Annotated in this window: 20 protein-coding genes; 15 read left to right on the forward strand and 5 right to left on the reverse strand. The window is 62.9% G+C overall.

The genetic code is table 11. The features are described 5' to 3' along the window. Positions 1-10: 10 nt before the first annotated feature. Entirely contained in the window at positions 11-1885 is a 1875-nt protein-coding gene (locus ELX51_RS08370; RefSeq protein WP_127753086.1) for a peptidylprolyl isomerase, read from the reverse strand. A 124-nt stretch (positions 1886-2009) separates the two neighbouring features. Between ELX51_RS08370 and tpiA the strand changes: the two genes are divergently transcribed. From tpiA to ELX51_RS08390, 4 genes are all read left to right on the forward strand, one after another. Beyond that, a complete protein-coding gene (gene tpiA / locus ELX51_RS08375) occupies positions 2010-2765 on the forward strand; it encodes a triose-phosphate isomerase (RefSeq protein ID WP_127753087.1) in 756 nt (251 codons plus the stop codon). Positions 2766-2866: 101 nt separating this feature from the next. Continuing rightward, entirely contained in the window at positions 2867-3382 is a 516-nt protein-coding gene (gene secG, locus ELX51_RS08380; RefSeq protein WP_127753088.1) for a preprotein translocase subunit SecG, read from the forward strand. A 108-nt stretch (positions 3383-3490) separates the two neighbouring features. After that, positions 3491-5119 carry a CTP synthase gene (locus tag ELX51_RS08385; protein ID WP_127753089.1) on the forward strand — a complete coding sequence of 543 codons (1629 nt, stop codon included), beginning with the start codon at positions 3491-3493 and terminating at the stop codon, positions 5117-5119. Between the two features lie 11 nt (positions 5120-5130). Beyond that, the gene (locus tag ELX51_RS08390; RefSeq protein ID WP_127753090.1) at positions 5131-5307 is read left to right on the forward strand and encodes a DUF4169 family protein; all 177 of its coding nucleotides are present in this window, start codon (positions 5131-5133) and stop codon (positions 5305-5307) included. On the opposite strand, the gene ELX51_RS08395 is transcribed toward ELX51_RS08390, so the two are convergent. Further along, complete coding sequence (locus tag ELX51_RS08395) at positions 5304-6308, reverse strand: serine hydrolase (RefSeq protein WP_127753091.1); 1005 nt, start codon at positions 6306-6308, stop codon at positions 5304-5306. The genes ELX51_RS08390 and ELX51_RS08395 overlap by 4 nt on opposite strands. Positions 6309-6509: 201 nt before the next feature. Between ELX51_RS08395 and ELX51_RS08400 the strand changes: the two genes are divergently transcribed. The 3 genes from ELX51_RS08400 (at position 6510) to ELX51_RS08410 (ending at position 9853) form a co-directional block, all read left to right on the forward strand. Next, positions 6510-7571: a Gfo/Idh/MocA family oxidoreductase gene (locus ELX51_RS08400; protein WP_127753092.1), complete on the forward strand. Its 1062-nt coding sequence runs from the start codon at positions 6510-6512 to the stop codon at positions 7569-7571. Between the two features lie 103 nt (positions 7572-7674). Next, on the forward strand, positions 7675-8952 hold the full coding sequence (gene eno / locus ELX51_RS08405) for a phosphopyruvate hydratase (protein WP_127753093.1): 1278 nt from the start codon (positions 7675-7677) through the stop codon (positions 8950-8952). A 109-nt stretch (positions 8953-9061) separates the two neighbouring features. Further along, positions 9062-9853, forward strand: a complete 792-nt coding sequence (locus ELX51_RS08410) for an SDR family NAD(P)-dependent oxidoreductase (protein ID WP_127753094.1) — start codon at positions 9062-9064, stop codon at positions 9851-9853. Positions 9854-10158: 305 nt separating this feature from the next. On the opposite strand, the gene ELX51_RS08415 is transcribed toward ELX51_RS08410, so the two are convergent. Next, complete coding sequence (locus ELX51_RS08415) at positions 10159-11634, reverse strand: AMP nucleosidase (protein WP_127753095.1); 1476 nt, start codon at positions 11632-11634, stop codon at positions 10159-10161. Between the two features lie 379 nt (positions 11635-12013). Between ELX51_RS08415 and folD the strand changes: the two genes are divergently transcribed. Continuing rightward, entirely contained in the window at positions 12014-12916 is a 903-nt protein-coding gene (folD, locus tag ELX51_RS08420) for a bifunctional methylenetetrahydrofolate dehydrogenase/methenyltetrahydrofolate cyclohydrolase FolD (protein ID WP_127753096.1), read from the forward strand. Further along, positions 12913-13455, forward strand: a complete 543-nt coding sequence (locus ELX51_RS08425) for a DUF1643 domain-containing protein (RefSeq protein WP_127753097.1) — start codon at positions 12913-12915, stop codon at positions 13453-13455. The genes folD and ELX51_RS08425 overlap by 4 nt, the downstream gene beginning before the upstream one ends. A 197-nt stretch (positions 13456-13652) precedes the next feature. Here ELX51_RS08425 and ELX51_RS08430 read toward each other — a convergent pair whose 3' ends face one another. Together ELX51_RS08430 and metH are read right to left on the reverse strand one after the other, a co-directional pair. Further along, complete coding sequence (locus ELX51_RS08430) at positions 13653-14000, reverse strand: hypothetical protein (RefSeq protein ID WP_127753098.1); 348 nt, start codon at positions 13998-14000, stop codon at positions 13653-13655. Positions 14001-14089: 89 nt separating this feature from the next. Continuing rightward, the gene (gene metH, locus ELX51_RS08435; protein ID WP_127753099.1) at positions 14090-17860 is read right to left on the reverse strand and encodes a methionine synthase; all 3771 of its coding nucleotides are present in this window, start codon (positions 17858-17860) and stop codon (positions 14090-14092) included. Between the two features lie 234 nt (positions 17861-18094). Here metH and ELX51_RS08440 point away from each other — a divergent pair, with 234 nt between their 5' ends. Genes ELX51_RS08440 through ELX51_RS08465 form a run of 6 tightly spaced genes read left to right on the forward strand, consistent with a single transcriptional unit; the run spans position 18095 to position 24398 of the window. After that, complete coding sequence (locus tag ELX51_RS08440) at positions 18095-19132, forward strand: septal ring lytic transglycosylase RlpA family protein (protein WP_127753100.1); 1038 nt, start codon at positions 18095-18097, stop codon at positions 19130-19132. Positions 19133-19179: 47 nt separating this feature from the next. Beyond that, positions 19180-20340 (forward strand): D-alanyl-D-alanine carboxypeptidase family protein, encoded by a 1161-nt coding sequence (locus ELX51_RS08445; RefSeq protein ID WP_127753101.1) that lies wholly within the window; start codon positions 19180-19182, stop codon positions 20338-20340. Positions 20341-20361: 21 nt separating this feature from the next. After that, entirely contained in the window at positions 20362-21048 is a 687-nt protein-coding gene (tmk, locus tag ELX51_RS08450) for a dTMP kinase (RefSeq protein WP_127753102.1), read from the forward strand. Continuing rightward, positions 21045-22073 (forward strand): AAA family ATPase, encoded by a 1029-nt coding sequence (locus ELX51_RS08455; protein ID WP_164854807.1) that lies wholly within the window; start codon positions 21045-21047, stop codon positions 22071-22073. Before tmk ends, ELX51_RS08455 begins: the two co-directional genes overlap by 4 nt. Beyond that, the gene (gene metG, locus ELX51_RS08460; protein WP_127753104.1) at positions 22070-23617 is read left to right on the forward strand and encodes a methionine--tRNA ligase; all 1548 of its coding nucleotides are present in this window, start codon (positions 22070-22072) and stop codon (positions 23615-23617) included. The genes ELX51_RS08455 and metG overlap by 4 nt, the downstream gene beginning before the upstream one ends. A 1-nt stretch (position 23618) precedes the next feature. After that, positions 23619-24398, forward strand: a complete 780-nt coding sequence (locus ELX51_RS08465; RefSeq protein WP_127753105.1) for a TatD family hydrolase — start codon at positions 23619-23621, stop codon at positions 24396-24398. Position 24399: the final 1 nt, after the last annotated feature.

Below are 24399 nucleotides of genomic sequence, written 5' to 3' on the forward strand. Positions count from 1 at the left end.
CCGAAAGAGCTTACTGCGCCGTGGAGAGGGTCAGCGCCTGCTGGAGCGCCTGCTCGTTGACCCGCAGCCCCGCTTCATCTCGCACGGCGGAGACGAAATCACCGAACAAGCCGACGCGCACTTCGTTCTCGAGGCTGGCGCTGGTTTGCGGATTGAGTGGGCCTTCGGCAGGAACTGCTTCAACCACCTGGAACACCACGGTCTCACCAGCCTGATTGATGGCCATGCCATGATGATCGGGGCCGCCGTCAAAGGCGGCCGCCGCAACGAGGCCATCCACGGACGTGCCCTCGGCGCCACCGCGGTTAAAGGGCGGGCTCAACTGCGGGAACACGGAGAGCGAAGCGGCAACATCGGCCAGGGGCTCGCCGGCATTGAGGCGATCAACCGCAGCCTGGGCTTCGGTGGCGATCGCCGCGTTGATCCGCTCGGCGGTGATCGCGGCGACGACCGCATCGCGCACTTCATCAAGGGTCTGGTCGCGCGCTGGCTCGATGGCTTCCAGGTCGAACCATATATTGTTGTTGGCGCCCAGCGAGATGGCCGGCGTGAGATTGCCTTCCTGGGCGGCAAAGATCGACTGGACCACGCGCGGACGCTCGCTTTCGGGCAAGCTCGCGATAACGGCGAGTTCTGCCCCGCTTTGGGTAACGCCTACCTCATAGAGCTCAAGACCAAAGCGCTCGGCGATTTCGCTGAGCGGCCGGAAGGCGGCGCGTAGTTCCTCGACCTGGTCGAGCACTTCGGCGATTTCCTTGCGTGCTTCGGCCAGAGCCAGATTCTCGCGAATCTGTTCACGTGCTTCTTCCAGGCTGGTCTGACCGCCCGCTTCGATGGTCTGCACATGCACGACACGTGGGCCCGCCACGCCACTGATCACTCGGTAACCGCCGGCCGGCAGGCTAAAGGCGGCTTCGGCCAGCGTGGCGTCAGTGATTTCGGCCTGCCCTCGAGTGCCAAGATCGGTGACGGTGAGGCCGGCTTCCGCCACCACATCGGCAAAGGGGCGGCCCGAGGCGGCACCCGCTTCAAACAGCGCGGCTTGTTCGGGCGAAGCCAGAACGGCCTGCTGAATGTTGCGGCGCTCGATCGTGGTCAGGCTATCCTTGGTGCGCTCATATTCAGCGGCAACCGCCTCGTCTGAAATCGTCTTGGTTGCGGCGAGCGAGGCAGGCGACAGCGCAAGGAGCTGCACCTGGCGCGTTTCAACGGTGCGGTACTCGGCCTGGTGTTCGGCGAGATAGGCGGCCAATTCTTCCTCGGTTGGCACCGGGGGCGTTGGAACATTGGTGTCGCTGATCACGAAGAAATCGACGGTGCGCTGATCGGCAATGTAGCGGTTGAGCATCTGGGCGGCGGTCGGGGGCAGGCTGGTGTCGCCGAATAGCGACAGCGCCAGCTGCTGGCGGCGCGCAGAATCGGCCTGGTCCTCGAAATACTCGGACTCCGACATGCCATTTTGCTGCAGCACCTGCTGGAAGACCGCGGGATCGAAGGTGCCCAGCGTGCCGCTGAAATTGGGGTCTTCCCGCAAGAATTCGCTCAGCTTCTGCTCGGAAACACCAAGCCCCATGCGGTGGGCAAGACCATCAAGGGCCGCCTCTTGCGCAAGGGACTGCAGCACCAGGCTCGGAACGCCGAAGCTCTCGGCTTGTTCGAGTGTGGGCATGGAGCCGATCTGCTGGGCGATCTGGTTAAGCTGGCCGCGATAAGCGCGCAGGAAGTCGCGCGAGCTGATCTCTTCATCGCCAACGCGAGCAACGGTGCTGCCGCCCAGGTCGGTGATGACATTGTTGATGCCAAAGCCGGCAAGCCCCACCAGGAGGAAGGCCCCCAGGATCTTGCCCATCCAGGATTTTGCAAACAAACGCAAACTATCGAGCATGTGGGGCGTTCCGCTACACGAGATACAGGGCTTTACCGCTGGCAAGGCGGGGTACTACTAGAGTTAGTGACTGCCGGGGTTAGGGCAAAGCCCGCTCCGGTGCAAGAGGCAGGAGTATACAAGAGTGACCCGCACCATCACCCCCCTGATCGCCGGCAACTGGAAAATGAACGGGCTTCGCGCCGCGATCGACCAGTTGGGAGAGCTAGCCAGTCTGATGACCTCGGGCGATGCCCCCCGTGCCATGGTGGTGATTTGCCCGCCTGCGACCATTCTTCACGCCGTTGCCAATCGGGGCGCGACCAGCGGCATCATGGCCGGCGGGCAGGATTGCCACCAGGCCGCTTCGGGCGCGCATACGGGCGATCTGTCGGCACCGATGCTCGCCGATGCCGGCGCGCAATATGTGATTGTCGGGCATTCCGAGCGGCGGGCCGATCACGGGGAAAGCGACGACCTGGTTCGCGCCAAGGCGGAAGCCGCTATTGCGGCGGGGCTCAAGCCGATCGTCTGCGTCGGGGAAACCGAAGCGCAGCGTGACAGCGGCGAAGCCGAGAGCGTCGTTGCAGCGCAGCTGGCCGCCTCGGTCCCCGATGCTGGCGCCGAGCACGGCATCGTCATCGCCTATGAGCCGGTCTGGGCCATCGGAACGGGCCGCACACCGCGCAATGAAGAGATCGCTGCCATGCACAACCGCATCCGCCAGTTGCTGGTTGAGCGGTTCGGTGAAGACGGCCAGACCGTCCGGATTCTCTATGGTGGATCGATGAAGCCGCAGAATGCGCGCGAGATTTTGGCCATCGAGAATGTGAATGGCGGGCTGGTCGGTGGCGCGAGCCTCTTGGCAAAGGACTTCTACACCATTATCTCGGCGGTATGAGCCGATCCGGATGCTGCGCTGAAAAGCGGCGCAAGCGTCTGGCATTTGCGCGAGGGGGCGTGTAGAACGCCCCATCTTTTGCTTGACCGAAACTGAGATCGATGGCGAACGTCCTCATTGTTGCTTACCTCCTGATCGTGCTGGCGCTTATTGCGGTGATCCTGCTGCAGCGCTCCGAGGGGGGCGCGCTCGGAATCGGCGGGGGCAGTGGCGGCGGCTTCATGACGGCCCGCGGCTCGGCCAATCTGCTGACCCGCACCACGGCGATTCTCGCTGCACTGTTTTTCGCCACCGCCATCGGCCTGACCATTCTCAACGAAGTGGATCGCGGCAGCTCGGGCATTCTTGAGCGCGCAGTCCAGACCCCCGATGGCACCGCGCCCACCAGCGTGCTTGATGCGCTCAATTCGCTGCAAAGCTCGACCCCGTCCGATCTGCCCGTGCCCGCAGCCCCTGCCAATGACCCCGTTGCGCCCGCTGGTTCCGACCCGGTCACCGAGCCTACTGCGCCCGCTCCGGCTGCGGCCCAGAACAATGCGGCCCCAGCGGCTCCCGCTACGGACCTGCCAGTGCCCGAGGCACCGGCAACGGCCCCGGCGGCCCCGCCCGCCAACTAAGCCGCAAGGCAGAACCGAACAGGGGGATGGCAACATCCCCTTCTTCTTTTGTGGAGAGCGCAAAGGCGCTCTTTGATTCGAATCGCTGTTTGAGTAAGGTGAACGCCCATGGCTCGGTACGTATTCATCACCGGAGGCGTGGTCTCCTCTTTGGGTAAAGGTCTGGCATCAGCGGCTTTGGGCGCTGTGCTGCAGGCGCGTGGCTACAAGGTGCGGCTGCGCAAGCTTGATCCTTACCTCAATGTGGACCCGGGCACGATGTCGCCCACCCAGCACGGCGAAGTGTTCGTGACCGATGACGGGGCGGAAACCGACCTCGACCTGGGCCACTATGAGCGCTTTACCGGTCGCTCGGCCAACAAGCGCGACAACATCACCACCGGCCGCATCTATTCCGATATTCTCGCCCGCGAGCGGCGTGGCGATTACCTCGGCGCTACCGTGCAGGTCATTCCGCACGTCACCGATGCCATCAAGGAATTCGTGCGCGAGGGCAACGAGGACTTCGACTTTGTTTTGGTCGAGATCGGTGGCACCGTCGGCGACATCGAGGGGCTGCCATTCTTCGAGGCGATCCGCCAGCTCGGCAACGACCTGCCACGCGGCGATACCTGCTATCTGCACCTGACCTTGATGCCCTATATCCCCTCGGCGGGAGAGCTCAAGACCAAGCCGACCCAGCACTCGGTGGCCGAACTGCGCTCCATCGGCATCATGCCCGATGTGCTGCTGGTGCGTTGCGATCGTCCCATTCCCGATAGCGACAAGCGCAAGCTCGCGCTGTTCTGCAATGTGCGCGAATCGGCGGTGATCCAGGGCTTGGACGTTGGCTCAATCTATGATGTGCCGCTGGCCTATCATCACGAGGGGCTCGACCGTGAGGTGCTTGCTGCCTTTGGTATCACCGACGCACCGACGCCCGACCTGACGGCCTGGGAAGAAGTGTCCAAGCGCCTCCACAACCCCGAAGGCGAGGTCAATATCGCTATCGTGGGCAAGTATACCGGTCTCAAGGACGCCTATAAGTCGCTGTCCGAAGCACTCAACCATGGCGGCATCGCCAACCGGGTCAAGGTCAACCTGCAGTGGATCGATTCGGAAGTGTTCGAGCGCGATGACCCCGCGCCTTACCTGGAACATGTGCACGGCATCCTGGTGCCGGGGGGCTTTGGTGAGCGCGGCTCGGCCGGCAAGATCGAGGCAGCACGCTTTGCCCGCGTCAAGGACGTGCCGTATTTCGGCATTTGCTTTGGCATGCAGATGGCCTGCGTCGAGGCGGCGCGCAACACCGCCGGCATCAAGAATGCTTCGTCCACGGAATTCGGCCCGACCAAGGAGCCGATCGTCGGGATGATGACCGAATGGACGCGCGAGAATAACAAGGAAGTGCGCGGCAGCGACACCGACTTGGGCGGCACGATGCGGCTGGGTGCCTATCCGGCGCAGCTGACCCGAGGCAGCCGCGTTGCCGATATCTATGGCACCACGCACATTTCCGAGCGGCACCGTCACCGCTATGAAGTGAACATGGACTACCGCAAGCTGCTGGAAAAGAACGGCCTCTTGTTCTCGGGCGTATCGCCCGACGGCAAACTGCCAGAAATCGTGGAGCGCACCGATCACCCCTGGTTTATCGGCGTGCAGTTCCACCCCGAGCTCAAGAGCAAGCCCTTCGAGCCTCACCCGCTGTTCGCCAGCTTCATCGCGGCTGCCATCGATCAAAGCCGGCTGGTGTAGGAGCCTAGCGGATGGCCGAGATCGTCAATCTTCGTACCGCCCGCAAACGCAAGGCGCGCGAGGATGAGGCCGTCAAGGCTGAGCAGAACCGAATTCTTTTCGGCCGCACCAAGGCCGAAAAGAACCAGAGCAAGGCCGAAGCGGAACTCGCCGCCCGGCGCCTCGAAGGTCACAAGCTTGAGGACTAGGGCGTGCCTGGCGAAGCCGGGCGTACGGCGGCGATAATCTCCGCTAGCAGCGCTTTGAGATCATCGCGGTGCCCGGTGCTCGCGGCAGGCAGGCTCGCATCCGAGGTCATGACCACGGTGAGGTCCAGCTCGGGCACCAGATAAAGCATTTGCCCGCCATAGCCCCAGGCATAGCGCACCTCCTCGCCACCGATGCTGGTGAGGAACCAGCCATAGCCATAGCCATCCGCATTGAACCGAGACGTGGTGCGCCGAGTCCAGGACTGGTCGATCCAGCTCTGTGGTAGCACGCGCTCGCCATTGCCGGCCAGGCCGCCAGCGCGGAACATTTCGCCAAAGGCCAGCAACGAGCGCGGGCTCATCGCCATCTCGTTGCCGCCGAGATAGATGCCTTGCGGGTCACGTTCCCAAGCGGTGATCTCGAAACCTTCAATCGCACCCAGCCAGTCGCGCGCGAGGGCAAGGGTGGTTTTTCCCGTTGCCTTGGTCAGCGCCGCTGATAGAAGATGGCTCGAGCCGGTGGAGTAGAGCATGCGGCCCCCGGGCTCGTCGGCAAAAGGTTGATCAAGCGCTGCGCGCACCCAGTTGCGGCTCGCGATCCAGCGACCGTAGTTCGGCCCCGATGTGGGTTGCAGCCCCGCCTGCATGGACAGCAGATTGCCGATCGTGACCCGCTCGAGGCGAGGATCTGGATCGTCGGGCAGCTCTTCATCGAGAATGGTGGCGATGGGCTGATCGACGCCCTCCAGCACGCCGCGCTCGATGGCAATGCCGACCAGCGTCGCGAGGATCGTCTTTGACGCCGACTTGATGTTGGTCGGATCCGTGACGCTGTGGCCACGATAGCCCCGCTCGGCAAGAACCTTGCCATGCTGGGCTACGATTACAGTCTCGAGCGGCTCCAGCTGCTCGGCCGTGGTGAGTATCTGGGCAAGATCTTCCTGCGCCGCGGCGGGAAAACTGAAGGCGGCAAAGGCCGCAAAAAGCATGGTTCGGATCATGGGTGGAGCCTTCATCCAAAGCGCGGCAAATCAAGGGCGGTGAGCCCGGTACAAAAACGTAAAAAGCCGCAGAGAAGGTCATTCCACCCAGTTGACCGGCGCGGGCCGTTGTCGTCCTTTGAGCTTGCGTTTGATCGCAACCCTTCGGGGCGCCGAAGGGTTGGGGCAAGGCAACAATCTGCGCACAACAAAGGTGTTTCCATGCGTCTATTGCTTCTCGGAACCGGCGGCATGGCCAGGCTCCACGTCAAAGGGTTCCGCGAGGTCGAAGGTGTGGACCTGGTCGGGGCGGTCGATACCGACCCGAACCGGCTGCAGGCCTTCAGGGAAACGCACGATATTCCGCGCGGCTTTGCTTCGCTTGACGCGGCGCTTGAATGGGGCGAGTTCGACGCTATCTCCAATATCACACCCGACAGCGTACACTACCCGACGACCATGGCGGCGCTGACCGCGGGCAAGCATGTGTTCTGCGAAAAGCCGCTGTCCACCAACTATGCCAAGGCCCATGAGATGACGGAAACAGCCGAGCGGCTGGGCCTCGTCAACATGGTCAACCTCACCTATCGCAATGTGCCCCAGATCCAGGCGGCGCAGCGCATGGTTGCGGAGGGCGCAATCGGGCAGGTCAAGCACTTTGAAGCGAGCTATCTACAGAGTTGGCTGGTGTCCAAAGCTTGGGGCGACTGGCGGACTTCGCCGACCTGGTTGTGGCGCCTGTCGAGCAAGCATGGCTCAAACGGTGTTCTGGGCGATATCGGCATCCACATCCTTGATTTTGCGAGCTTTGTCGTCGGCAGCGATTTCGCTGACGTGTTTTTCCGCCTGCAAACCTTTGGCAAGGCCAAGGACAACCAGATCGGCGAATATGTGCTCGACGCCAACGACACCTTTGTCATGACGGCTGAAATGCAGGACGGCGCCATGGGCGTGATCCACGCCACGCGCTGGGCTACCGGCCACCTCAATGACCTGCGGCTGCGCATCTATGGCGACAAGGGCGGGCTCGATATCTCCGACCTTAATCACCATCCCAAGCTGATGGCCTGCCTCGGCGATGACGCGGAAACCGCCACCTGGCGCGAGATCGAGGTTGACCCGGTACCCACCAACTATAGGCGGTTCGCCGAAGCGGTGCGCGATGGCGCCAACCAGGAGCCATCCTTCCGCCACGCCGCTAACCTGCAGAAGGTGTTGGATATGGCCGCGACCACCGAGCGCGACCGCACCGAACATGTTGCGGGGCCGGCTAAGTCGGTCTAGCGCCAACGCCTAGCGGCTTTTTTTGCGCTGAGCCCTTTTCCTTGTCACACCCGACGTCTAGGAACAGGGCCAGCAAGTAAAACCGCCGAGGGAAGGGCTTTCCATGTCTTCGATCATCCACGTAACCGGCCGCCAGATCTATGACAGCCGTGGCAACCCCACGGTCGAGGTCGATGTGGTGCTCGATGACGGCTCCTTTGGCCGTGCAGCGGTACCCTCGGGCGCCTCGACGGGCGCTCATGAGGCAGTGGAGCTGCGCGACGGCGGGCAGCTCTACTTGGGCAAGGGCGTGACGCAGGCGGTCGAGAACGTCAACACGGCGATCTTTGACGAGATCCAGGGCATGGATGCGCTCGACCAGATCGCGGTCGACCAGGCGATGATCGAGCTTGACGGTACCCACAACAAGGGTCGCCTGGGCGCGAACGCCATTCTCGGCGTGTCGCTGGCGGTTGCCAAGGCGGCGGCGGAATCGAGCGAGCTGCCGTTCTATCGCTATATTGGTGGGCCCAATGCCCATGTGCTGCCCGTGCCGATGATGAACATCATCAATGGCGGCCAACATGCTGATAATCCTATCGATATGCAGGAGTTCATGATCCTGCCGGTGGGTGCGGAGAGCCTGTCTGACGCCGTGCGGATCGGGGCGGAGATCTTCCATACCCTCAAGAAAGGTCTTTCGGCCGAGGGTCATAACACCGCGGTGGGTGACGAGGGCGGGTTCGCGCCGAACCTGAAATCGGCAGATGAGGCGCTGGGCTTTATTATGAAGTCCATCGAAAAGGCGGGTTACAAGCCGGGTGAGGATGTATTCCTTGGCCTGGATTGCGCCGCGACCGAGTATTTCAAGAACGGTCAATATGCGATGGAAGGCGAAGGTCGCACTTTGTCTTCGGAGGAGAATGTGCGGTTCCTGGAAGATCTGGCCAATCGCTATCCGATCATTTCCATCGAAGACGGCATGGCCGAGGATGACTGGGATGGCTGGAAGGCGTTGACTGAAGCCATTGGCAAGAAGGTACAGCTGGTGGGCGATGATCTGTTCGTCACCAATACTGAGCGCCTGGTATCAGGCATCAAGATGGGTGTCGCCAATTCCATCCTGGTCAAGGTCAACCAGATCGGCTCGCTCTCCGAGACTCTCAACGCCGTCGATACTGCCCATCGTGCAGGTTACACTTCGGTTATGTCGCACCGCTCCGGCGAGACCGAGGATTCGACCATTGCCGATCTTGCCGTGGCGCTCAATTGCGGGCAGATCAAGACGGGTTCGCTGTCGCGCTCGGACCGTTTGGCCAAGTACAACCAGCTGATCCGCATCGAGGAGCAGCTGGGCACTTCGGCCAAATATGCCGGCTTCTCGGTGGTCAAGGGCCGCTGATCGCCACAATGATGAACGGATCCTGAACGGGTCCTGACGCAACGTTAAGAATGCGGAACAGCCGAGTTCGGCCATCGTTGATCTGGATGCAAAAAGTCCGGAGTTTGACATGGCCGAATTCGACAAACTCGCCGTTGTGACCGGTGCCTCTTCAGGCATCGGTTTTGAACTGGCCAAGCACTGCGCCGAGCAGGGCTATAATCTCGTGATCGCCGCCGACGGATCCGACATCGACGACGCCGCCGAAACGCTGCGCCAGTTCGGTGGCAGCGTCGAGGCGGTGCAGGCCGATCTTTCCACCTATGAAGGCGTCGATGAGCTCTATGCCGCTGTGGCTGCGCTCGGGCGACCTGTTGATGTGCTGATGGCCAATGCCGGCCGGGGGCTCGGCAAGGCATTCCTTGACCAGGACTTCGCCGACATCCAGCAGGTGATCGACGTCAATGTCATCGGCACGACCTATCTGCTGCACAAGTTCGTGCGCGACATGCGCGACCGCAATGCGGGGAAAGTGCTGATCACCGGCTCGATCGGGGGTTTGCTGCCCGGCAGCTTCCAGGCGGTGTACAACGCGACCAAGGCCTATGTGGATTCATTCGCCTATGCGCTGCGCAACGAGCTCAAGGACACCGATGTCACGATCACCCTCCTGATGCCGGGGCCCACCGACACCAACTTCTTTGAAGTGGCCGACATGCTGGACACCAAGGTCGCCACCGACAAGAAGGACGATCCGGCAATGGTGGCCAAGGCTGGCTATGACGCGATGATGCGCGGCGACGGGCATGAAGTGTCGGGCTTTGCCAACAAGATGCAGGCGCTGATGAGCAATGTGCTGCCCCAGGGTGCGCTGGCTGAACGGCACCGGCAGATGGCCGAGCCGGGCACGGGCAAGCAGTAGGGTTTCGGGCGTCTTCCGCGCTATGCTATTGCGGAACCGCCTGCACCCCCACCCTCGATCCCTCCCCTCAAGGGGGAGGGAGGCGATGGGGCGAGTTGTGGTGGTTCAATGTGAATCTCGTCCTACCACAGGTGTCACCCCGGTGTTGAGCCGGGGGTCATCCTGAGGTGGGCCCCGGCTCAGGGCCGGGGTGACAATCGGGCTTTTGGGGGGGCAGGTGGGTTCCACGGGGACCCCCTCCCTCGGTCCCTCCCCTCAAGGGGGAGGGAGGCGCAAGCCGCATCTGGTGTGGCGCAATAGTCCTTCTACTGAAACGCCGTTTCCACAAAGCTGCGCAGTTTGCGGGAGTGGAGGCGTTCGGCGGGTTGGTCGCGCAGGATTTCCATAGCGCGCAGGCCGATCAGCAGGTGGCGGTTGACCTGGGTGCGGTAGAAGTCCGAAGCCATGCCAGGCAGTTTCAGCTCGCCATGGAGTGGCTTGTCGGACACGCAAAGCAGGGTGCCATAAGGAACGCGGAAGCGGAAGCCGTTCGCGGCGATGGTGGCCGATTCCATATCGAGGGCGACAGCGCGGGACTGGCTGAGGCGCTGGGTGATCTCGGCCTGGTCGCGCAACTCCCAGTTGCGATTGTCAAAGGTTGCGACAGTTCCGGTGCGCATGATGCGCTTGGTTTCGAGCCCCTCGAGCTGGGTGATTTCCTCCACGGCCCGTTCCAGGGCGACCTGCACTTCGGCAAGGGCCGGAATGGGCACGGAGAGGGGCAGGTCGGCATCGAGCACATGGTCTTCGCGCACATAGGCATGGGCGAGAACGTAGTCGCCAAGTTCCTGCGAGTTGCGCAGGCCCGCACAGTGGCCGAGCATAATCCAGGCATGGGGGCGCAAGACGGCGATGTGGTCGGTGATGGTTTTGGCGTTGGATGGGCCAACCCCGATATTGACCATGGTGATGCCGCGGCTGCTGCCCGTGGTCAGATGGTAGGCGGGCATCTGCGGGGCGCGAGCGACGGGGGTGCCGGAGACTTCGCCGCCAAGCCGGACATTGTTGGTGATGAAATTGCCCGGCTCGATGAAGCTATCATATTGGGCATGCCCGGAGGACATATACTCCTTGGCGACCCGGCAAAACTCATCGATGTAGAACTGGTAATTGGTGAAAATCACGAAGTTCTGGAAATGCTGTGCATCGGTGCCGGTGTAGTGGCTGAGGCGGAACAGCGAATAATCCACCCGGGGTGCGGTAAACGCGGCGAGCGGGTAGGGTCCGCCCTTGGGCGGGATGAAGGTGCCATTGGCGATTTCGTCATCGGCATTGGCCAGATCGGGCGCATCGAACACATCACGTAGCGGAATATCGAGCGCGTTGAGCGCTTCACCATCCACTCGTGAATTGGGCGGCATGGCGAAATGCAGCGGGATCGGGGTATCGGATTCCCCGATATCGATCGTGCCGCCGTGATTGTTGAGGATGACGGAGAACTGTTCCTGGAAATAGGTGCGGAACAGGTCCGGCGCGGTCACGGTGGTGCGGTAAAGGCCGGGCGTATGCAGATAGCCATAGGGCAGGGTGGAGCGCCCGCGCCCGAAGCTGGTTGAGCGCACCTCGACCTGCGGATAGCAGGCCCGCACCCTTCCGCCCGGGATCACCCCATGCGCCAGCCCATCCAGATGTTCGCGGATGAAGCTGGTGTTGCGGTGGTAGATCTCGGCCAGAAACTCCCAGGCTTCCTGTGGATCGGTGAAGGACCTGGTGGCGATGTGAGGCGGGCTGATCGTCGTCATTGTTTTTCTCGTTGACCGGCGCGGTGGGGAGCGGGCTCAGGAACAGCTACCATCAAGTCGTGGCAGCCTTGCGACGCCAACCAAACACCGGTGACGCGGCTTGGTTTCACAACGCCGTGTGCTGCTGATTTTGCGCCGCAATTGCCCTTCATCTTGGTCCCTGTTCACTGGCAAGGCAAGCGACCCATGCAGCTGGTGAATCGGGACCATGTTCCGCTGCTTGTCCCCAAGCCCTCAACAGTGCGGTGGGGCTGGTCCCCCGAGGGCTGCAATGGCTGACGCTGTTGCAGCCCTCGCCTTTTTAGGCGTGCCGCAGTGGACGGCGGCGCTATCCTTGGCTTAAGGGAACCCCATCGGCTTTGGTCAAGGAGAGTGCCCAATGACTGCCAGGATAATCGACGGAAAAGGCTTTGCCGAAGGTCTGCGCCGGCGCATTGCCGCTCATGTCGCGCGCCTCAAGGCCGAGCACGGCATCACGCCCGGATTGGCCGTGATCATCGTCGGCAGTGATCCGGGCAGCCAGGTCTATGTCGCCCAAAAGGCGCGGCAGACGGTTGAAGTGGGCATGCACTCCGAAAAATACGAACTGCCGGAAACCACTGATGAAGCCGAGGTGCTGGCGCTGGTCGAGCGGCTCAACGCCGATCCGGCCATCCACGGCATCCTGGTGCAACTGCCACTGCCTGGCCAGATCGACTCCAAGAAGGTGATCGAAACCATTTCACCCGACAAGGACGTGGACTGCTTCACGCCCGAAAGCGTCGGCAAGCTCGTGATCGGCCTGCCGGGACCGGTTTCCTGCACGCCGCTGGGTTGCCTCATGCTGCTTCGCGACACGCTGGGGGACCTTTCGGGCCTGCATGCCGTGGTGGTTGGCCGCTCCAATCTGGTGGGCAAGCCGATGGCGCAACTGCTGCTGCGGGAAAACTGCACGGTCACCATGGCCCATTCGCGCACCCGCGACCTGCCGCGTGTTGTTGGCCAAGCCGATATCGTGATTGCCGCCGTGGGACGTCCCGAGATGATCAAGGGCGATTGGATCAAGCCCGGCGCGACCGTGATCGATGTCGGTATCAACCGGGTTGATGCACCCGAGCGCGGCCCCGGCAAATCACGGCTGCTGGGCGATGTGGACTTCGCTTCGGCAGCGGAGGTTGCAGGCGCCCTCACGCCAGTGCCGGGAGGGGTCGGGCCAATGACCATTGCGTGCCTGCTGGCCAATACGGTGACAACAGCTTCGCTGATCAATGGGCTGGTGCCCCCAAGCGATCTGACCGCATGATTGGAGACGACCATGATCCGGGCGGTCGGGTACGCCTGGCCTTGCCGCCGGGCGTGCGCGGGGATGCGCAGTTCAGCGACCATGAACATCGCCAACTGATGCGGCGCTGGCTGGGCGACAGCTTCCCCGAACAGTACATCATGTTCATCGGCATGAACCCTTCGACGGCCGATGCCACTGTCAACGATCCCACCTGCGCGCGCGAATGGACTTTCGCCCGCCGCGAGGGCTACACGGCCATGGCCAAGGGCAATGTGGGCGATTATCGCGCCACCGACCCCAAGGCGCTGCTGGTGCCGGGCGTTGTGGTGTCCTCGCCGGCCAATTTGCCCTCGCTGCGCGCTGCAGCGGCCGGGGCTGACCGAGTGGTGCTTTGCCACGGCAAGCTCAACAAGGCGCTGGCACCGGCCGGGCGGGAACTGGTGGAGGCGCTGCGCGCCGACGGCGTGGAGCTGTGGTGCTTTGGGGTCAACGCCGATGGCTCGCCCAAGCATCCGCTGTATTTGCGACTCGATACGCCCCTGATGCGGTTCTTTTAGCGTTTTTGCGGCTGCCGGAAGTCGCTGCGGCTGCCGATAGCATGGATGTGCCCTCCCGGGCTTAAGCCGGGATATCGGGCGCTAGGAGGCGATCTCGCTTGGGGGGTAAATCTCGGGATGAGGCCCGGGGTAAGGCCAGGGTGACATCGGGGGTGGGCCGGGGCGGTGCAGGGACGACGAATTCAGTCGTCTCTGCGTCAGGCCTCGCTGGCGAGGTAGAAGGCGCGGGCGACGGCGTGGTCGCGCAGGGCCTGGGCCGGGAGCTTGCCCTGGAGCGCGGCCACTAGCCGGGCCTGGTCCTGGACGGCACTGGCATCCACGACGACCTTGGAAAAGGGCGCGCGCAGGCCCTGGCGGGCTTCTTCCAGCAAATTGAAGAGCTGGGCACGAATGTCGAGCTGGGCGGCGCAGGCGGGGCACTGCTCACCATCAGCGTGACCGTGCCCGGTATTGGCGGGGAGACGGAGCAGGGCGGTTTCCGGGTCCAGGGCCGCAAGAAAACGAGGGGCGCTCACCAGTGTCACCGGAATGCGGTTATGGGGCATCGCTGACCTCGCCGCTGGCCCCGGCCGGGTGGCCGAAGGTGGGACGGAATATAGGAGGCGTGCCCCAGTTGGGGCACGCGGGTTCAGCATCACTCGGCGGCCACGATGGCCGGGCCGGGGATGTAGTTGAGGATCGGGCCGAGCCAGCGCTCCACTTCCGCCACGCTCATATTCTTGCGCCTGGAGTAATCGAGCACCTGGTCGCGTTCCACCTTGGCTACGCCGAAATAGTAGGCGTCGGGATGGCTGAAATACACGCCTGAAACCGATGAGCCGGGCCACATGGCATAGCTTTCGGTTAGGGTGACGCCGGCGGCGTTTTCCGCATCGAGCAGCCGGAACAGCGTAGTTTTTTCCGTATGGTCGGGTTGGGCGGGATAGCCGGGCGCCGGGCGGATGCCGCGATAGGGCTCGGCAATCAGCTCTTCGGGTGCGTAGGTTTCGTTCGCGCCATAGCCCCAGAACTCCTTGCGCACCCGTTCATGCATGGCTTCGGCCATGGCTTCGGCGAAGCGGTCGGCCAGCGCCTTGACCAGAATGGCCGAGTAATCGTCATTTTGCTGCTCGAAGCGCTCGGCGATCGCCACTTCCTCGAGCCCGGCCGTGACCACGAAGGCGCCGATGTAATCGGGCTTGCCGCTGTCGACCGGCGCCACGAAATCGGCCAGCGCCATGTTGGGCTTGCCGTCGCGCTTGGTCAGCTGCTGGCGCAGGGTGAAAAGCGTGGCGAGTTCCTCGCTGCGGTTCTCGTCGCTCCACAAGCGGATATCGTCGCCGACGGAAGCTGCGGGCCAGAAGCCGACCACGGCCTTGGGCTTGAACCACTTTTCATCGATGATCTGGGCCAGCATTTTTTGGGCATCAGCCCAAAGCTGGCGCGCCGCTTCCCCTTGGCGCTCATCCTGGAGGATCGCGGGATAGCGGCCCTTGAGTTCCCAGGTCTGGAAGAACGGGGTCCAATCAATATAGCGGGCGAGCTCGGCCAGGTCCCAATCGGCAAAGATGCGGGTGCCAAGGAAGGCGGGAACCGGCGGGGTGTAGCTCGACCAATCCGGCGCGAAACGGTTGGCCCGGGCTTTTTCCAGCGACAAGCGCTGCTTTTCCGATTCTGCGCGCTCATGGGCCGCGGCGGCCTTGGCATATTCGGCGCGGATATCGGCGATGAACGACACCTTGTTGTCGGGCGACAAGAGGTTGCCGACGACGCCGACGGCGCGGCTGGCGTCGTTGACATGGACGGTCTGGCCGCGTTCGTAGCGCGGGTGGATCTTGACGGCGGTGTGGACGCGGCTGGTGGTGGCGCCCCCGATCAGCAAGGGAATGTCAAAGCCCTCGCGCTCCATTTCGGCCGCCACATGCACCATCTCGTCGAGCGAGGGGGTGATGAGGCCGGATAGGCCGATGATATCGACCTTCTCGTCGCGAGCGGTCTGCAGGATCTTGGCGGTGGGCACCATGACGCCCAGATCGATGATCTCGTAATTGTTGCAGGAGAGCACGACCCCGACGATGTTCTTGCCGATGTCGTGCACGTCGCCTTTGACGGTGGCCATCAACACCTTGCCCGCGCTTTTGCGGCCGGTGGCGTTGCCGTCGGCGTTCTTTTCGGCCTCCATATAGGGGAGGAGCAGCGCCACGGCCTGCTTCATCACCCGAGCCGATTTCACCACCTGTGGCAGGAACATCTTGCCCGAGCCGAACAGGTCGCCAACAATGCTCATACCAGCCATCAACGGGCCTTCGATGACATGGAGGGGGCGTTCCGCATTGCGGCGGGCTTCGTCCGTATCGGCGTCGATATATTCGGTGATGCCGTTGACCAGCGCATGGGCGATGCGCTCTTCGACGGGCTTGTCGCGCCAGCTCAAGTCCTTGGCCGCGGCTTCCTTGCCAGCGGTGCCGCGATAGCGCTCGGCGAGGGACAGCAGGCGGTCGGTGGCGTCCGGGCGGCGGTTGAGGATCACGTCCTCGCAGGCATCGCGCAGCTCGGGGTCGATGGACTCGTAAACGGCGAGCTGGCCAGCATTGACGATGCCCATGTCCATGCCGTTCTGGATGGCATAGTAGAGGAAGACCGCGTGCATGGCCTCCCGCACCGGCTCATTGCCGCGGAACGAGAAGCTGAGATTGGAGATGCCGCCCGATATATGGACATGGGGCAGGGTGTCGGTGATCTGTTTGGTGGCCTCGAGGAAGGCCACGCCATAGCCATTGTGTTCCTCGATGCCGGTAGCCACGGCGAAGACATTGGGATCAAAGACGATGTCTTCGGGCGGAAAGCCGACTTCCTCGGTGAGGAGCTTGTAGGCGCGCGTGCAGATCTCGACCTTGCGCTCGAGGGTGTCGGCCTGGCCCTGCTCGTCAAAGGCCATCACCACCACGGCAGCGCCATAGGCGCGAACCAGGCGGGCCTGGTGCAGGAATGATTCAACGCCCTCCTTCATCGAGATGGAATTGACCAGCGCCTTGCCCTGCACGCATTTGAGGCCCGCCTCGATCACTTCCCATTTGGAAGAGTCGATCATCAGCGGCACTTTGGCGATATCGGGCTCGGCGGCGAGCAGGTTAAGGAACTCGATCATCACCCGCTTGGAGTCGATCAGGCCCTCATCCATGTTGATGTCGATGATCTGGGCGCCATTGGCGACCTGGTCGCGTGCCACTTCCAGAGCGGCCGTGTAGTCGCCGGCGGTGATGAGCTTGCGGAAGCGCGCCGAGCCCGTAACATTGGTGCGCTCGCCGACATTGACGAAGGGAATGTCCTCCGTCAGCGTAAAGGGCTCGAGGCCGGCAAGGCGCAGGAGCGGCTCCTGGGTCGGGATTGCCCGGGGCTGAAAGCGGGACACTGCGTCGGCAATGGCGCGGATATGGTCAGGCGTCGAGCCGCAGCAGCCGCCCACGATGTTGAGATAACCGGACTCGGCAAAACCGGCGATCTGCTCGGCCATGAATTCGGGCGACTCGTCATATTGCCCGAAGGCATTGGGCAGGCCGGCATTGGGATAAGCGCAGATCAGCGTATCGGCGACATCGCTCAATTCGCCCAGATGAGCCCGCATGGCATTGGCGCCCAGAGCGCAGTTAAGCCCGATGGTGATGGGATTGGCGTGGCGCACCGAGTACCAGAACGCCGAAGGCGTTTGCCCCGAAAGGGTGCGGCCGCTGAGATCGGTGATGGTGCCTGAAATCATGACCGGCACATCAATGCCGCGTTCTTCGAACAAGCGCTGCGCGGCAAAGATGCCGGCCTTGGTGTTGAGCGTATCGGTGATGGTTTCAAACAGGAGCAGATCCGCGCCCGCATCCACGAGCCCGCGAATGGCTTCGCCATAGGCGACCACCAGCTCATCAAAGGTGATGGCACGGTGACCGGGGCTGTTGACGTCCGTCGACATGGACGAGGTCTTGTTGGTGGGCCCAAGCGCCCCCGCAACAAAGCGGCGGCGGCCATCAGCGGCCTCGGCGCGCAATGCGGCGCGACGGGCGACGACGACGCCCTGATAGTTGATGTCGTAGACGGCAGACTCCGTGCCGTAATCGGCCTGCGCCACGGAGGTCGCCGAGAAGGTGTTGGTTTCGGCGATATCGGCCCCGGCCATGAAATAGGCGTAGTGGATATCCTCGATCTGCTGCGGCTCGGTCAGCACCAGCAGGTCGTTGTTGCCCTGGAGCGGCAAGGTCCAATCGCGGAAGCGCTCGCCGCGGAAATTTTCTTCGGACAGCTTGAGCCGCTGGATCATGGTGCCCATGGCACCATCCAAAATCAGGATGCGCTCGCGCGCTGCCGCAGAGATGGCCTGGCGAACCTCGGTCCAATCGGGCAGGGCGGGCTGATCTGGCTGGGCAACGGGCTGAGTCATAGCCGTCCTATCTTAAACTTCGGTTCGTCGGATCGCGCGAGACATAAAGATATCTTTATATGACCTGCGCCGCAAGGGTGGGCTGCGTCGCGCCTATTGCCGCTAATTGCGGATAAAGGCGAGCTTTGTCGCTCACATTTCGTTCGCCTTAACTTCACTTCAACCAGATTCCCGTTCCATAGGCGCCAAGCAGGCCAGCACCGGGCTTCAGTCTGTGCTCAGCAGCGTGGTTACATGAGTTTGTATAAAGTGAAGACCTCCAGGCAGTCCGCCGTTCGCGCCCTTGCCCTCGCGGCCCTCATTGCACCTGTGATCGCCGCATGCGGCGGTGGCGGGCTAGGCGCCACCGTCAAGCGCGATGCATTTACCTCCGAAGAATTCGGCGTCAGCGCTTCGCCGCGCGTCACCAATCATCCCAACCCACCCAAGGGTGGCGGGCGCTATCAGCTTGGCAAGCCCTATAAGGTTCGGGGCAAGGTCTACGTACCCCAGCACGACCCGAACTACCGGGCTGCCGGTGAGGCGTCCTGGTATGGTTCTGACTTCCACGGCCGCCGCACCGCCAATGGTGAAATCTTTTCAGCCAATGCCATCACCGGCGCCCATCCAACCCTGCCGCTGCCCTCCTATGTGCGCGTGACCAACCAGGCCAATGGTCGCTCGGTTGTGGTGCGGGTCAATGATCGCGGCCCTTATATGCCCGGCCGGGTGATGGATCTGTCCCATCGTGCCGCCGAGCTGCTGGGCTATGTGAATAATGGCCATGCGCAGGTGAGCGTCGAATATGTCGCGCCGGCCCCGCTGGAAGGCGACGATACCCGCATGCTGCTCGCCAGCTATTCGGGCCCGCCGATCAACAGCGGCAATACGCGCTTTGCCGATAGTGGCAATAACAGCTTGTTCGACATGGTCGGCGGCCTGTTTGCCTATGCCGATACCACGCCCGAGGCGCAGGACCTCAATATCGATACCGCCCATGCTGCCGCCACGGCGATGGCAACCCGCGCGCCCCAGCTCAAGGATTGGGTGGAGGCGGTGGATGCCGACGCCCGAGACATCAAGCTGGCACTGGGCGTGTTCAGCGACAGCGATAATGCCATTGCGCTGGCGCAGCGCTTCGCCGTCCTCGGCGCAGTGGACGAGAAGCCGGTGAGCGTCAATGGCCGCGCGGCAACCCAGCTGGTGCTCACCAAACTCAAGCCCGGTGTATCACGCACTGATGTACTCGAACTTGCGCGAGAACTTGGCCTCAACGACATAGTCCTCTATTAATCGGCGAAGGGCACTTTGTGCCCGGCTCCCCTCCGGAGACTCAAGCCATGGGATTGTCGATCGTGAACCGCTTTCTTGTCTGTCTGGCAGCGCTGCTGGCGCTGTCAGTTCCTGCCTTTGCGCAAGCCAATTTCGACACTAAAGCCAAGTTCGCCGTCCTGATGGATGAGGAATCGGGAACCGTCATCTTCCAAAAGGATGGCGATGTACCCATGGAGCCGGCCAGCATGGCCAAGCTCATGACGGTCGCCGTGGTGTTCAATGAAGTGCGGGCCGGACGGGTCAACCTTACCGACGAGTTCTTTGTATCCGAGCATGCCTGGCGCACCGGCGGCGCGTCCTCGGGTGGCTCGACGATGTTTGCCGACCTCAACAGCAAGATCAAGGTCGAGGATCTCGTCCGCTCGGTGATCATCCAGTCGGGTAACGACGCGGCAATTGTGCTGGCCGAGGGTATTGCCGGTTCGGAAGGCAGCTTTGCCGCGATGATGAACGAGCTGGCCGAGGATATCGGGCTGCGCGGTTCGCACTTCACCAATTCCACGGGACTGCCTGATCCCGAGATGCATGTGACGGCGCGCGACCTCGCGAATCTGGCCCGCTATTTGATCCGCGAATATCCTGAATACTACCACTACTTCTCGGAACCCGAGATGGAGTGGAACGGCATCCGCCAGCCCAACCGCAACTCGCTGGTGGAAATGGGCATCGGCGTGGACGGCCTCAAGACGGGCCACACGGAAGCGTCCGGTTATGGCTCGGTGATCTCTACGGACGACGGCGGCCGCCGCCTGATCGGGGTCGTGCATGGATTGACATCGATGGCGCAGCGCACCGAAGAGGGGCGCAAGCTCATCACCTGGGGCACGCGGGCGTTCGAGCGCATTGCCGCTTATCCCGCGGGCAAGGTTGTCGCCTATGCCAATGTTTATGGCGGCAGCAGCGGCAGCGTTGGCCTTGTGGGCGACGGCGAGGTTTCGCTTTACCTGCCGCGCGGCTCGCGCAAGTGCCTCAAGGGCGAAGTTGTCTATACCAGCCCACTGATGCCGCCGGTGCAGGCGGGCGACCAGATCGCCGAGTTGCGCGTATTCTGTGACAACCAGCTGGTGCAGGCTGCGCCCCTTTATGCCGCCGAAACGGTGGAAGAAGGCGATTTGGTGCGCAAGGCAACCGATGCTTTGAAGCAGCTCGCCCTCGGCTGGATGTAGGCAGAACATAGGCCCCATCTCATGCTTCAGGCTCCCATTCCTCGCCCCGCCCGCTTCCTGACCTTCGAAGGGGGCGAGGGGGTCGGCAAGTCGACCCAGGTCAAGCGTCTGCTCGCCAATCTTAACAATTTCTCAATCCAGGCCGTGCGCACCCGCGAGCCGGGTGGTACGCCTCGAGCCGAGGCCATCCGCTCCTTTATCCTGCAGGGACGTTCGGAAAGCTGGGGGCCGGGAGCCGAAGCCATCCTGTTTGCGGCGGCCCGCCACGATCACGTGACGCAATTGATCGCGCCAAATCTGAGCCAGGGGACCTGGGTGATCTCGGACCGTTTCCATGACAGCACTCGCGCTTATCAGGGGCTGACTGGAGGCGTTGACGACAAGCTGATCGAGGCGCTCGAAGTTCTGGCGCTGGACGGCCACACGCCGGACCTCACCATCGTGCTCGACATGGATCCCGAACTGGCGTTTCGGCGCGTCGCGCAACGCGACCTCGAGGATGGGCTGGCGCAAACGGGCGATCGGTTCGAAAAGGAAGAGCTCGACTGGCACCGGCGGCTGCGCGAGGGATTTCTCGCCATTGCCGCGGCCAATCCCGACCGTTGCGTCGTGCTGTCCGCCGACCAGGACGAGAACGCGCTGGAAGCCCAAATCTGGGACGCGGTGCAGGCGCGCTTTCCCGAACTGCTCGAAGGCACCCAGGCGTGAGCGATCCTGACGCGCTTGCCGATCTGCCCGCGCCCGAGCGGCGCCAGCGCGCCCGGGGGCACGATAATGCCCGCGCCACCATCTTGGAGCGGCTGGCGGCGGGGCGGCTGCCCGGTGGCATTCTGCTGCACGGCCCGCAGGGCATCGGCAAGGCTACGCTGGCCTTTGAACTGGCGAGTGCCATCCTGGGGGCGACGGGCGACGAGGATGCCCATCGTGTTGCCGAGCAGGTTGCGGCCATGTCGCATCCCAATCTCTTCGTGTTGCGGCGGCGCCCCAAGGACGCCAAGGGCTTTTACACCGTGATCCGGGTCGAAGATGTGCGTGACCTGCGCGACAGCATGCACCGCACGCGCGGGCGATCGGGGCATCGCGTTGCCATTATCGACCCGATCGATGATGCCAACCCTTCCGCCGCCAATGCCTTGCTCAAGACGCTCGAAGAGCCACCACCAGATACGACGTTCCTGCTGATCTCGCATCGGCCGGGGCGGTTGTTGCCCACCATCAAGTCGCGCTGCCATGTGCTGGGGCTGCGGCCGCTCGCCGACGCCGAGCTGCGGGCTGTGGTGGAGGGGGAAAAACCCGATCTATCCGTCGCCGAGCTCGATCGGGCCGTAGCGCTTGCCGGCGGGCGGCCACGCCGGGCCTTTGAAACCCTGGCGCTCGGGGAAGACTCGGCGCTTGGTGCCCTCAGCGCCTGGCTGCAGGCGCCAACGCGCCAGCCCGCCAGCGTGCACCTGACCCTTGCCGATGCACTGGGCGCCGACCCGCACGGGGCGGAGATGTCCTTTGCCAAGGAAATGCTCGACAACTGGATGGCCGATGAAGCGCGGCGGGCGGCGATTGAGCCATCCAACCGCTTGCGGCTTGCCTCGGCAAACGAGCTATGGGACAAGGCGCACGCATTGCTCGAGGAAGCCGAGAGCATCAATCTGGATACCAAGCAGACCCTGGTCGTTATCTTCGATGCCATTCGGCGGCACCTCGACCGGACCGCTGCCGCCCCGACCGAGTACTCATGAGCAACAGCTTTTACATCACCACCGCCATCTCCTATCCCAACGGCGCGCCCCATATCGGCCACGCCTATGAGATGATCGCGACCGACGCCATCGCCCGCTGGAAGCGGCTCGAGGGGCGCGAGGTATATTTCCTCACCGGCACCGACGAGCACGGCATCAAGATGGTGCAGACCGCCCAGGCGCAGGGCATCCCGGTGCGCGAGCTGGCGGACCGCAATTCGGGCGAATTCCGGCGGCTGGCCGAAGCGCTCGAGCTTTCCAACGACGATTTCATCCGCACCACCGAGCCGCGCCACCATGAAGCGAGCCAGGCCATCTGGAAGCGCATGGCCGACAGCAGCAATGGCGACATTTTCCAGTCCACCTATAAGGGCTGGTATTCGGTGCGCGATGAGGCCTATTTCGATGAGGACGAACTCACCGAAAAGGACGGCAAGCGCTTTGCGCCCACGGGCGCCGAGGTGAACTGGGTGGAAGAGCCCACTTACTTCTTCCGCCTTTCGGCCTACCAGCAAAAGCTGCTCGACCTCTACGAGGCCAATCCCGATTTCATCGCGCCCAAGGAGCGACGCAATGAAATCATCTCCTTCGTCAAAGGCGGGCTGCAGGATCTGTCGATCTCGCGCACGACCTTCGATTGGGGCATTCCGGTCCCCGATGCGCCGGGACATGTGATGTATGTCTGGGTCGACGCGCTGACCAACTACATCACGGGCCTCGGTTTTCCCGATGAGCAGAACGAGCTGTTCAAGAAGTTCTGGCCGGCTGATTTGCATGTGATCGGCAAGGACATCATCCGCTTCCATACGGTGTACTGGCCCGCCTTCCTGATGAGCGCCGGCCTGCCGGTGCAGCATCGCGTCTTTGCGCACGGCTTCCTGACCGTCGACGGGCAGAAGATGAGCAAGTCGCTCGGCAATGTCATCGACCCGTTCCATCTGGTCGAGACCTTCGGCGCTGACGCCCTGCGCTATTTCTTCCTGCGCGAAGTCTCGTTCGGCAATGACGGCGACTACAGCAATGAAAAGCTGGTCAACCGGGTCAATGCCGATCTCGCGAACAATCTGGGCAATCTGGCGCAGCGCTCGTTGTCGATGATCAACAAGAACTGCGACGGCAAGGTGCCCGCTGTTGGCCACGCCACGGCGGCCGACGAGGCGCTGGAGCGCGAAGTCGGCGAGGCCATCCAAACCGCGCAGAAGGCGATGGACGAGCAGTTGGTGCACGAAGCCACCGGGGCGATCATGGCCGCGCTGAGCTCGGCGAACAATTACTTCGCGGCCCAGGAGCCTTGGGCCCTCAAGAAAACCGATCCCGAGCGCATGGGCACCGTGCTGTATCGCACTGCCGACACCGTGCGGCGCCTGGCCATCCCGATGCTGGCCTTTGTGCCGGGCTCGGCCGCCAAGCTGCTCGACCAGCTGGCGGTGCCCGAAACCGACCGGCTGCTGCCGTTGGCGCTAGTGCGAGACCGCCTCGCTCCTGGCACGGAACTGCCCGTGCCGCAGGGCGTTTTCGCGCGTCTGGACAAGCCGGCAGAGTAAGATGCTGATCGATAGCCACTGCCATCTCGATTTCGAGGCGCTGTCCGCCGATCTGGACGGCGTGATGAGCCGGGCCAAGGCCGCCGGGGTTGCCGGAATGGTGACGATTTCCACACGTGTGGAAAACTTTTCGACCTATACGGACCTGGCGGAACGATACGAGAACGTCTGGTGCTCGGTCGGTACCCATCCGCATAACGCCCATGAGGAACTGCATATCACGGCAGATGAACTCGTGCGGCTAAGTGCCCATCCGCGCTGCGTAGCCATTGGTGAGGCGGGACTGGATTACTTCTACGACAATGCGCCCCGCGATGCGCAGGCCACAGGCTTGCGCCGCCACATCGTGGCTGCCCGGATCACCGGTCTTCCACTGGTTATCCACAGCCGCCAAGCGGACGAGGACATGGCTGCCATCCTTGAAGAAGAGGCCGGGCAGGGGGCCTTCCCCTTTGTTCTGCACTGCTTCACGGCGGGTCCCGAACTGGCGCGGCGCGCCTTGGCGCTGGGTGGCTATATCTCGTTTTCGGGGATCATCACCTTCAAGAATGCCGAGGAGATCCGGGAAGTCGCGAGCTTTGTGCCGGCCGACCGTTATCTCGTGGAAACCGACGCGCCCTATCTCGCGCCCATTCCGCATCGCGGCCAATCCAATGAGCCGGCCTTTGTGCGCCACACCGCCGAAAAGCTCGCCGAGGTGCGCGGCATCGATCTGGAAACCCTTGGCGCGCAGACCACCGCGAATTTTGCGCGGCTGTTCAGCAAGACCGGGCTGGTTTGAG

Origin of the sequence: Devosia sp. 1566, from assembly GCF_004005995.1 — a bacterium.
Lineage (GTDB): Bacteria > Pseudomonadota > Alphaproteobacteria > Rhizobiales > Devosiaceae > Devosia.

Coding starts and splice junctions, on each gene's coding strand:
- ELX51_RS08370 (WP_127753086.1), bottom strand. CDS start 1,885: ATGCTCGATAGTTTGCGTTTGTTTGCAAAATCCTGGATGGGCAAGATC.
- secG (WP_127753088.1), top strand. CDS start 2,867: ATGGCGAACGTCCTCATTGTTGCTTACCTCCTGATCGTGCTGGCGCTT.
- ELX51_RS08385 (WP_127753089.1), top strand. CDS start 3,491: ATGGCTCGGTACGTATTCATCACCGGAGGCGTGGTCTCCTCTTTGGGT.
- ELX51_RS08390 (WP_127753090.1), top strand. CDS start 5,131: ATGGCCGAGATCGTCAATCTTCGTACCGCCCGCAAACGCAAGGCGCGC.
- ELX51_RS08395 (WP_127753091.1), bottom strand. CDS start 6,308: ATGATCCGAACCATGCTTTTTGCGGCCTTTGCCGCCTTCAGTTTTCCC.
- ELX51_RS08400 (WP_127753092.1), top strand. CDS start 6,510: ATGCGTCTATTGCTTCTCGGAACCGGCGGCATGGCCAGGCTCCACGTC.
- eno (WP_127753093.1), top strand. CDS start 7,675: ATGTCTTCGATCATCCACGTAACCGGCCGCCAGATCTATGACAGCCGT.
- ELX51_RS08410 (WP_127753094.1), top strand. CDS start 9,062: ATGGCCGAATTCGACAAACTCGCCGTTGTGACCGGTGCCTCTTCAGGC.
- ELX51_RS08415 (WP_127753095.1), bottom strand. CDS start 11,634: ATGACGACGATCAGCCCGCCTCACATCGCCACCAGGTCCTTCACCGAT.
- folD (WP_127753096.1), top strand. CDS start 12,014: ATGACTGCCAGGATAATCGACGGAAAAGGCTTTGCCGAAGGTCTGCGC.
- ELX51_RS08425 (WP_127753097.1), top strand. CDS start 12,913: ATGATTGGAGACGACCATGATCCGGGCGGTCGGGTACGCCTGGCCTTG.
- ELX51_RS08430 (WP_127753098.1), bottom strand. CDS start 14,000: ATGCCCCATAACCGCATTCCGGTGACACTGGTGAGCGCCCCTCGTTTT.
- metH (WP_127753099.1), bottom strand. CDS start 17,860: ATGACTCAGCCCGTTGCCCAGCCAGATCAGCCCGCCCTGCCCGATTGG.
- ELX51_RS08440 (WP_127753100.1), top strand. CDS start 18,095: ATGAGTTTGTATAAAGTGAAGACCTCCAGGCAGTCCGCCGTTCGCGCC.
- ELX51_RS08445 (WP_127753101.1), top strand. CDS start 19,180: ATGGGATTGTCGATCGTGAACCGCTTTCTTGTCTGTCTGGCAGCGCTG.
- tmk (WP_127753102.1), top strand. CDS start 20,362: ATGCTTCAGGCTCCCATTCCTCGCCCCGCCCGCTTCCTGACCTTCGAA.
- metG (WP_127753104.1), top strand. CDS start 22,070: ATGAGCAACAGCTTTTACATCACCACCGCCATCTCCTATCCCAACGGC.
- ELX51_RS08465 (WP_127753105.1), top strand. CDS start 23,619: ATGCTGATCGATAGCCACTGCCATCTCGATTTCGAGGCGCTGTCCGCC.